This window comes from uncultured Gimesia sp. (assembly GCF_937919775.1).
GTDB lineage: Bacteria > Planctomycetota > Planctomycetia > Planctomycetales > Planctomycetaceae > Gimesia.
The window spans coordinates 1-8727 of the sequence record NZ_CALFPF010000768.1; the positions used below are offsets into that span (position 1 = coordinate 1).

Consider the following 8727-nt stretch of genomic DNA (forward strand, 5'->3'; position numbering starts at 1 on the left):
TCATCTGTTTTGAGACGTAGAAAACTGGAAGCCGTCGATGAGATTTTCAGCGAAGTCGAGTGATCTTGAATGAGGTTCCAGGTTCGCAGAGCGGGGCCGGCTACCAGAAATTTTCCACACTGCATTTCAGCTGGAGGGGACGTGTTTTTTTCTGAAGTATTGACATTTAAAGCTTGTCTGGCAAGATGCAGTGACCATTGCCGGAACAGTTCTGAAAAACGATACGACGTGAGCTGTTCTATTTTTTTGATGCCGGTTAAAGGATGTTTTGTAAAACGATAAGTGAAACGGTGAGCGGGTTCGATCTGATTGCACCAGTCCAGAAACAGATTGACGGCGCCCCGGCATCCATGATTTCGCCAGAGCTGGGCGCGATAGTAGTCGGGGACGACCAGCGGATAGGATTCGGGACTGCGATAAAACTCACTGATGCGGTAATCACGGTTCGTAAAACCGGGTTCCATAATGTGAGCAATGCCTTCATTTAACCAGTCTTCCTCATCGGGCAACGGCCCGGTATGTGAGTCGGATTGAAACGCGCGAATGCTGGAAATGGCAGCGTGTGTGACTTCATGACTGAGTAGATCAAGCAGTTCCTGACCCGGTTTTAGCTTGGAATTCAGATACAGCATGTCGCAGTGGTTGCTGAACGGTTCGGAAACAGACTCCCGGAAATCGCTGGGACGTACAAAACCATTGATTGACGTTTTGCCGCCCTGCAGCTTATCTAACCAGGGGGAGAGGAGAATGGTAAATCGCTCACTGTCATCAATATCCCAGATCGGACCGCATTGACTGGTGATCTGGTCCAGAACGCGCTGTTCCATGATCTCGATAATTTCGGCAACAAGCCCGGCTGCCAGTTCTTCCTGCTTCTGTTGGTCATCCAGGTAAATGGCCACGCGGGGACTTTGTTGAATCAGTCGTCCTTTGATACGGGTATATTGATTTTTGTCGGAGAGATTGCCGTCTGTTACGAATAAAAAGAATGAGCGTTCGCTGTCTGCCGACTCTGATTGCGATTCCGGTGAAGCTGCCGGTTCTTGATGGATCTGGGAGTCCGCAGACGGTGAGACCTCAGACTGCCTGTGTGTGGCCGTCGTTTGAGGGGCGGTGGCGGTATTTTGAAAGAAGCAGCCTGAGGGAGGTGAGGCACTGGTATTTAACTGCGCTGAAAGAGTAACAGTTCTCGATTGTTGAGGTATTCGTTCCAGGTTATTGATAATCAACACATACTCGTCGTCACCTGCAAGCGTCAGCGGGAAGTCTGGGTTCTTGCCAGTGGCGATAATGTTGACAGGCTGGTTCCAGTTTATGGGCGGAGAAACAGATACCACATGGTTGGATATGGTGATTTCACCCGAATGAGCGCGACCTGTTTTCAAGTGCCCGGTCAAGCCGATCCGTGAGAATTGAATCCCCAACACGATGAGCAGTGTTGCCAGCGCGGTCAAAATCACTGTTAGTTTATTGAAGAACAGTCGATATAACATACGTAGAGTCAGTGCCGGAAATATTAGCGAACATTGATTTGCGGAATCGTTCGTATGTCGACATTGATTCCATTAATCACAGGCTTTGATGGCTGAGGAAGTGCGGGGAGTCACTGTTAAAGATCGTCAAATCAGCGGGGAGTTAATGAGGAGAATCGACCTAATGCGGACAAGCTGGCTGAGGATGCACCGCAGAATTGTTGATTTAATGTGGACGAATGAATATTTCCTGGCCCGTTTCAATAGAACAGGTTCTCGAAATCGAAGATTTCGCTAAGTGAGCCTTGATCCTCAATTTCCCCATAATCGGACTATAAATTACGCGGATCCTTCAGTCCGTGCCGACAATCGCTTTCCAACTCGCACCAAATTTGGAGAATTAAGAGAAAATCGGGGGAATTTCCTTCAATGGTGTCCGAGATTGAATATACAATGCACAATTGAGGAGAATGCGCAATTTGGCAATCGCCCATCTTGGTTTGAGTTAGAGCATTCTTGCCTAAAGTTACTCGGGAGAGAAATCATGTCAGTATGCAGGTTTGGAATATCAATGTTTGCGTGGGCAGCATCGGCAATTTTGTTGTGCTCCACGGAAAGTTATGCTGAGAACAAAATTCCAGAAATATCAAACATTGGCCAGATCCTCAGTTACCAGAACAGTGACGGCGAGCATTATTTTGCTCTGCAGTTCAAAGCAGATCGGTTGCCGGCTGATGTGCATTCCGGTAAGCAGATTGCGATTCTATTTGATACCTCTGCCAGCCAGGTGGGAGAGCACCGCACGCAGGCTCTGGATGTTCTGAAGTCTTTACTGAGTGAGTTGCCCAACGATTCCACGATTGCCATCTATGCCGTCGATGTACAATGCACGCCATTTGTGAATGAATTTGTAACACCTCAAAGCCGTCAGGCCAAACTCGCTGTTGCCTCTTTAGCTGCACGCGCTCCACTAGGGGCAACCAATCTTGCTCAGGCTGTAAAAACAGCCATGCAGGGTCTGCAGAATCAGCCGGTTCAGTCGATGATCTATATTGGCGATGGGATGAGTGCTGCCCAATTGATTTCGCTTCCGGAAATGGCTGAACTCACGCGTCAATTGGCAAAACAGCATGTTCCCGTTCACAGCTATGCTGTCGGACCACAAAAAGATTTACAACTGTTGGGGGTATTGGGAGTTTACACCGGTGGTGTCGTTCTCACCGATCAGGCGGAAGGGAAGAAAGATCTTCCGGCGATCGTAGGCAAGGAACTGGCCAAAGCGGTACAGGCTCCGGTTTTCTTTCCGGAATCGATTCAGATCTCAGATAAAGCATTGGAACTGAATACACCACAGGCTTTGCCGGTTCGCACTGATCGTGAAACGGTTTATCTTGCCAAAGGCGAACTCTCTGGCCGCCTGTCCGTTGAGTTGAGCAGCAAGCAGTTAAATGCGATCTGGAAGTTTAATGTTCCCGTCTCGCAGGCAGTCAACAGTTTTCTGGCAGTTCCCTGGGTGAATTATCAGCCGGGACAGGAGTTAGGAATCGCATTTGCCGGTCAGCGAATGATGAATCTGGCACGCACCGCCCATGAAGAAAATATGGCGCAACTGGAATTCGCAGGCACACAAGCCATTCGAAGTGGAAATTTTGAACAGGCTGCCAAATTTGGTAATTTACTCCAGCAGCTTGATCCCGGTAATACCCGTGGTAACTCACTTCTGAAACTGTCAGAACGATTCAAACAGGATCAGTTGGCACAGGCAGATACCAAACAGCCAGAAGCTGACGCCGAGACTAAAACTCCGCCGGAAGCTAAAGCTGATGCAAAACCTCCCATTGATGATGCCATCAGTAAAGTCGAACAGTTAAGGCAGATTAAGGGAGCCCAGATGAAAATCGAAGTTTCCAATGCCATTGAAGAAGCCCGATCCATTACTGCGGAAAATCCGGATGGTGCACTTGGCTTATTAAAGCGGACGCTGAACTTTGTGAAATCGACTTCGGATGTCGATATCGATCTTCGGCAGCAACTGGAAAGCCGTCTGAATAACATGATGGTAGATGTACGCAGCCAGATGGAAGTTGCTGAAACAAGGCGGATTCGTCAGCAGCAGCAACTGGCTCAATTGGAACAACAAAAACGTCTGGTCGACAAAATTCTTCTGGAAGACGAAAAACTGGAACAGTTGATCGACCGTGTCCGTTCATTGATTCAGGATGGTAAGCATGGTAACACTGACGCCTACGAAGAGGCAGAAGCCGTTTCGCGTGTTGCCGTGGATATGGAACCCGGTAATGGGCCGGCGACCGCCGCTCTGTTCACATCAGAAGCAGCCGGACAGTTGGAAAAGGTATTCCGCATGCGTTCTTTGCGGGCTGACCGGTTCCTCGAGACACTCTATCAGGTTGAACTGTCGCATGTACCGTTTCCTGATGAACCTCCCATACGCTGGCCAGCAGCACCAGTCTGGACCGCTCTGACAGAGCGTCGCAAGAAATGGGCTGCCGTTGACCTGCACCGCAACAGTCCTGCGGAACAACGGATTTTTGAAGAACTGCAAAAAGAAACAGAAGCGAACTTCCCGGATATCCCGCTCTCCGAAGTAATGACCTACTTTGCCGAGTTGCATAATATCACGATTCTGATCAACTCCAATGATCTGGGTGAGGAAGGTTTGACCGTCGATGAACCTGTCAACGTTGCCTTAAGCGGCATCAAATTGAAAAGTGCGATGAATATCATTTTGAAGCCGATCGGGTTGACTTATGTCATTGAAGATGAAGTGATGAAAATCACGACGATTGTGAAAGCAGACGAAATCTATGCGACGCGCGTTTACCCTGTAGCCGACCTTGTCATTTCGGTTTCAACTCAACAGTCATCTGTTGGTAGCAGCCAGGGTGGCTTTGGCGGCCAGCAGGGTGGCCAGGGTGGTCAGGGCGGCGGTCTTGGCGGCGGCGGTGGTGGCTTCGGCGGCGGTGGTCAAGGTGGTGGCGGTGGTGGTCAAGGGTTTTTCAATATCGCACCGGAACTGCTGCTGATGAATGGAGCCAATGCCCCAAAAGGACAGAAACAACCTGCGAAAAAAGCACAAGGCAATGCTGCCAAAGCAGAAGTGAAGCCGATTGACGATCCGGAAATGAAAGCCATTCTGGACGGAATCTTAAGTCAGGCTGATTCTAAACCGTCCCAGGCACAATTTCAGGTTGAGGACAATCCGTTTCAATTTGATAACCGCACGATTGAACAACTCAAAAAAAAACCGGAAAGCGTGAAGTAGACGGGAAATCGACGTCGCCTGAGACCCCTGGACAATCCAATTTAACAGTACGGAGCCCCTCTGAAAAGAAAGGCTCCGTTTCTGTTAAAACGCCGCCAGAAAAAAAGGATGAGGTCAAGCTACCGTTAATCGCTAACGTTAAAGATCCGGCTGCGTTCTGGAACGACTATTTTTCCAAGCGAAAACCAGCGCCGGCGCTCGTGAATGATTTGATTTTTAATCTGCATCAGGCAGGCAAACACGAACACGTGATCGCCGCCATCAATGCTGCCTTGATTCATAATCAGTCACAACCCTGGATGTATGATGTGCTGGCCTTGTCGATGGAAATCGTCGGAAGTCCCCCGCAGGAGATTCAACGTGTTCTGCTCTCGCGCATTGATTTTTCTGCGACGGATGTTCCCAGCATGGTTTATTCAGCAGCTTATCTCTCCCGGTTTAATGCTGAAGAGCAGGCACTCAAACTGTATCAGCAGGCAGCGAAATTGCAGCCTGACCGGCCGGAGCCTTATATCATGGGGTTACGACTTGCTGAGAAACTGAAAGATGCAGAGGCCATCCAGTGGGCAGCAACAGGCATTTTAACGCACGTCTGGGTAAGCGATCATCAGAAATGGCACGAAAAGGCATTGAATGCGTTGGCCGAACTGGAACAGTCGTTCAAAACGTCAGGACGAAATGCAGAAGCCGGACGGGTGCATTCAGTCAGGCAACAGGCCTTAAAACGAGACCTGAAGCTGGAACTGACCTGGAATGGGGATGGCGATTTGGATCTGATCGTGGAAGAGCCCAAAGGGACTGTCTGCTCGTTTGAAGCACCGCTGACAGCAGGGGGCGGGGTTTTGCTGAATGACGGGTATGGCCCCAAACAGGAAAACTGTCACGAAGAGTATGTATGTGCCTACGGTTTTCCGGGAACTTACGTTGTTCGTGTGCGTTATGTTTCAGGAAACATTGTCGGACAGCGTGCCAGATTGAAAGTGACGCGGTATCTGGGCTCAGAACGTCCCGAAGTGGAGTCAATGGTGGTCCCTTTAACGAAAGAGGATCAGGTGATTCGCATTGATCTAGCGAAAGGCCGTCGCAGTCAGAAATCCGGAGTGCCACAGCAGCCGGAAAATTCTCAGAAAACAAGTCAGCTTCCCGCACGGAATCTGCTTTATGCTGCCCGCCCGCTTTCGAAAACAGAAAGGGCTTCCTTGAAAAGCTTTCGAGTTTCACGACAGGTGGGAGCGGGAATTACATCGGGACAGCAGGTGCCTGTCGTTACCGGATCTCAAAATATCGGCGGCATTGCCAACCAACCTGTCGTGACCGTGATTCCGGAAGGCATCAGTCTGTCGGGATCGGCTCTGGTATCGCCGGACCGCAGGTATGTCAGGCTGTCACTCTCCCCGCAATTTACCAATGTAACCGAAGTCTTTACGTTCAGCTTTCTTCAGCCTTAGTGAGCTTTCTGAAACTTGTCAGCGGACGAGGCCCGGCGTCACATCCAGATCGAGTGCCGCGATTCGGCCCTGATCCAGATGATGCCAGGCGATGGCTGCCATGGCGGCATTGTCCGTGCATAAATCGGGAGGGGCGATGCTGAGATGAATGCCGGCTTGACGCGCCATGTTCGTCAGTCGTTCGCGCAGCAGCGCATTCGCTGCCACACCTCCGCCGACACAGAGCGTGGAATAATTGTACTTTTGGAGTGCCTGCTGGCATTTTCCGACGAGCACATCAACGACCGTCTCCTGAAAGCTGGCGGCAAGATCGGCGATTCGATCTTCGGTAAGTGCCGGCGGCTGTTTTTTCGCACCGGGGTTTCCCAGCGCTTTATAGAGAACTGCTGTTTTCAAACCGCTGAAACTGAAACGGAGTTCGGGGTCTTTCAAAAACGTCCGGGGAAAGGGAAAGGCTTTCGGGTTTCCCTGTAACGCGGCTTTCTGGATGGCAGGACCTCCGGGATAAGCGAGCCCCAGGATTTTAGCAACTTTGTCGAATGCTTCACCGGCGGCATCGTCGATGGTGGCGCCGATCAAATCAAACTCGAAGGATTCGGAACAGTGATATAAATTGGTATGACCGCCACTTACGACCAGCCCAATCGCCGGGAAAATCGGATGTGTTTCCTGCATTTGACAGGCAAACAGATGCCCTTCGATATGATTGACGGCAATCAGAGGCAGATCGAGTGTCATCGCCAAGGTTTTGGCTGCGGTTAAACCAATCAGCAGCGATCCTACCAGACCGGGCTCTGTTGCTACCGCGATAGCAGTCAATTGTTTTAATGAGACGCCGGCTTCTTTTAAGGCGTCATCAATCACTGGCAGAATTCGTTCCAGGTGCGCCCGCGAGGCAATCTCGGGAACGACACCGCCAAATTTTTCGTGCAGATCAACTTGTGAGGAGACGATATTCGAGAGAATCCGCATGTCGCGGGTGATAACGGCTGCCGCTGTTTCGTCACACGAAGACTCAATCGCCAGCAGGTATTCTTCAGGTTGGTTCATGGATAATACGTTGAAAGTAAAAATGAAAAGCGACCTTCGGATGAAACGGTCTCCGAAAGTCGCTTTGCTCTGAGAGTAGGCTGATTTTATTTCAGCCGTTTGAATTCATTAAGTTGTTTGAATGACAAGTCTGGCTCTGTCTGGTTGCGGAAGAGCGGCTGCTTTTTTAGCCGGTTCCGCCTCTTTAGGAGCTGGTTTTTTTTCCGGTTGCTTGGCATCGTCTTTTGGCGCCGGCTTCGCTTTTTCGCTCAGGGCGGTTTCTAAATATTTCAAAGCCAGTTCAAGTTGCTTGTCTTTAAATTCCTCATCCAATTTGGCGCTATGGTCCAGAATATCCCGTTTGCGACGGTATTCACCCAGTGCTTCCAGTTCTTCGTCATTCAGACGCAGCTGGTAGTTTTCATCGGGTGTCACGCCCCAGACATCAGAGTCTTTGGCGCCCGGGAAACGGTGGATATTTTTACCGCTGGGGCGATGGTAACTGGCGGTGGTCAGTTTTAATGCACTGTCGCCTTCTTCCAGTTCAATCACATTCTGCACGCTGCCTTTACCCCAGGTTCGTTCGCCTACGATAACGGCTCGTTTATGATCCTGCAGGCAGGCGGAGACGATTTCACTGGCAGAAGCTGAGTAGCGATTCACCAGAATCGCCATCGGAAAACCGGAATAGGTGCCTTCTTTGGTTGCTTCCCATTTTCGATTGCGACTGTTGCGACCTTCAGTACTGACGATTTTTCCTGATTCGATGAACATATCCGAAATTTCGGTGGCCTGAGACAGTAAACCGCCGGGATTGAATCGCAGATCCAGAACCAGACCTTTCATTCCCTGTTTGATCAGATCATCAATCGCCGCGTGCAATTCTTCCGCACTGTGTCGGCTGAAGTGAGTCAGTCGAATATAGCCGATTTTGTCTTTCTTATTCAGCATGAAGTCCCAGGCGTCGTCTGCTTTGTAAGTATCTCCCAGTACCGTGGCAACATGGATGATTTCACGGGTGATCGTTAAAGGGATAACTTTCTCCGTTCCCTTGTGAATCACGGACATACTGACTTTCTCACCGGAACGCCCTTTCAGAATCTGGATGGCCTGTGGGAGGGTGAAGCCTTTTGTGGTTTTGCCTTCTATCTGGTCAATGATATCCCCTGCCTGGATGCCTGCTTTGTATGCGGGAGTACCCGGCAGCGGTGTCATCACGGTCAGCCGCCCGTTGTTTTCATCAATGTGAACCTGAATCCCGATTCCCCCGAATTCCTGCTCGACAACCTGATTGAAGCGGGAAAGATCATCGGGACTGATGTAGTTGGAGTATTGATCCAGTTCTTGTACCATGCCGCGAATGGCTGCTTCGAGCAAGACTCGCCGGTCAATGTCTTTCACATAGTTTCGCTCAATCTGCTCATAGGTATCAGCGAACAGTTTCATCATCTGGTAATAGTCATCGTCCTTATCCTTGTCTTTCTCTTTCTCGTCA

General features: G+C 50.1%; 4 protein-coding genes and 1 pseudogene. 2 read left to right on the top strand and 3 right to left on the bottom strand.

Annotated elements, in window-relative coordinates:
- Positions 1–1493, bottom strand: a pseudogene (locus tag Q0294_RS21875) (hypothetical protein); the annotation flags it as partial.
- Positions 1494–2043: 550 nt separating this feature from the next.
- On the opposite strand from Q0294_RS21875, the gene Q0294_RS21880 reads away from it, so the two are divergent.
- Positions 2044–4755: a hypothetical protein gene (locus Q0294_RS21880; RefSeq protein WP_299469697.1), complete on the top strand. Its 2712-nt coding sequence runs from the start codon at positions 2044–2046 to the stop codon at positions 4753–4755.
- Positions 4756–4955: 200 nt separating this feature from the next.
- Positions 4956–6203 (top strand): hypothetical protein, encoded by a 1248-nt coding sequence (locus tag Q0294_RS21885; RefSeq protein ID WP_299469699.1) that lies wholly within the window; start codon positions 4956–4958, stop codon positions 6201–6203.
- Between the two features lie 18 nt (positions 6204–6221).
- On the opposite strand, the gene tsaD is transcribed toward Q0294_RS21885, so the two are convergent.
- Both tsaD and Q0294_RS21895 read right to left on the bottom strand, forming a co-directional pair.
- Complete coding sequence (gene tsaD / locus Q0294_RS21890) at positions 6222–7253, bottom strand: tRNA (adenosine(37)-N6)-threonylcarbamoyltransferase complex transferase subunit TsaD (protein ID WP_299469700.1); 1032 nt, start codon at positions 7251–7253, stop codon at positions 6222–6224.
- Between the two features lie 108 nt (positions 7254–7361).
- The coding region (locus Q0294_RS21895) for a S41 family peptidase (RefSeq protein WP_299469702.1) at positions 7362–8727 on the bottom strand (1366 nt) is incomplete at its 5' end.

Excerpts from the sequence above, each read along its gene's own strand:
- Q0294_RS21880 (WP_299469697.1), top strand. The coding sequence starts at position 2,044 with ATGTTTGCGTGGGCAGCATCGGCAATTTTGTTGTGCTCCACGGAAAGT.
- tsaD (WP_299469700.1), bottom strand. The coding sequence starts at position 7,253 with ATGAACCAACCTGAAGAATACCTGCTGGCGATTGAGTCTTCGTGTGAC.